Source organism: Kitasatospora sp. NPDC018619 (assembly GCF_044391605.1).
Lineage (GTDB): Bacteria > Actinomycetota > Actinomycetes > Streptomycetales > Streptomycetaceae > Kitasatospora.
The window spans coordinates 1-1,295 of sequence record NZ_JBISAI010000050.1 but is presented as its reverse complement, the minus strand read 5'-3'; the positions used below and the strand labels follow the sequence as shown (position 1 = coordinate 1,295).

The 1,295-nt window shown below is 65.9% G+C and carries 1 protein-coding gene and 1 pseudogene; both read right to left on the bottom strand.

The window, feature by feature from the left end:
• Positions 1–81 precede the first annotated feature (81 nt).
• Entirely contained in the window at positions 82–702 is a 621-nt protein-coding gene (locus tag ACH5AR_RS33855; RefSeq protein WP_396305358.1) for a transposase, read from the bottom strand.
• A gap of 76 nt (positions 703–778) precedes the next feature.
• Positions 779–1,295, bottom strand: a pseudogene (locus ACH5AR_RS33850) (hypothetical protein); the annotation flags it as partial.

The window sequence follows — 1,295 nt, the reverse complement described above, 5'->3', positions numbered from 1 at the left end:
GTCTACCGAAACGGAAACGGCCTCGGGAACTGCCGTTCCCGTGGCCGTTTCCACCTGTCCCTTGACAAATTTCTCTACATATCAGTTGTCCATGTTGGTGAAGCCGCATCCGACACGCTTGGTTTGCTTGATGATCCGGTTGAAGCCCTCGGTGCGGGCGTTGGTCACGTCCTCGGTGAGCGCGACGAGCACCGCTGGCCACCAGGTGTCGATCGTGGTCGCCAGGCGGCTGGTTTCCTCCATGTCGGCGCGGGCGGCGTCGTCGTAGAAGTCGTACAGCCTGCGCCGGATCTGGTGCGGCTGGTGTTCGGCCAGCAGCAGGCGCAGGCGTTCCTTGACGGCATGCGCGGCGGCGATCTCGTTGGTCGGATCCTCGGCGGCGAGGGCGGCGTTGAACCGGGCCTTTTGCTTCACGGTGAGGTGCTCGTAGCCGGTGAGCAGCAGTTGCCGGCTGGCCCAGACTTTGTCGGTGGCGGTGCCGCGGCGGCCGTGCAGTTGCCGGGTGATCCGTTGACGGACCTGGGTGACCATGAGGTTGGCGAGGGCGACGAGATGCCACTTGTCGACTGCGATCCGCGCGTCCGGCAGGGCGGTGCGGATCCCGGATCGACAGGTACAACAGCGCCCGCCCGCACACCCGCCTCGGCAACGCCCCACCCGCCGAGTACGAGGCAGCGCACTGCGCTGAGCCCACCAAGTCATCGCGACCGGCAATGACACCTGCATAGACGTGGCATCAACGCGTAGATGTTTCAGTTTCTTCTGTGCTGGGGCTGTGTCAGGTGCTGGACCGGGTGTAGGCAGCGGCGCGCACCACATCGTCGTCCTCCAGTCCAGCTCCTAGTGCTCCGCCCACGGTGGCCAGGCTGGCGGTGAGCCAGCTGATCTTCGCGTAGTCCAAAGCGTTCACTGGGTGACCGGCGACACCGGCCAGTACCGGCTCGTCGATGAGCAGCAGCGCGCCGACCCAGGACAGGATGAATAAGCCGAGGTAGAACACCACAACCCCGATGGCCACGGTCGCGGTGGTGGCCAAATTGAACAGGATCACCTGCTCACGTTGGGCTCGCCGCCGTGGGCGCTCCCACAAGTCTGCTCCCAGGATCAGGGTGGCACTCACCGCCCCGATCGCCATCACCGCCAGCAGGACCAGGCGCACCGGCCCGTAGGCCATGGCCAGTACCCATAGGTCCGAGGCCACCAATGTCAGCATGCCGGTGGCCGCTGCCACGACCATCGCCCGGGAGAGCCGGGCCACGAAGGCCCAAGGCTGGTTGGCGCGGATCATGCCCAGC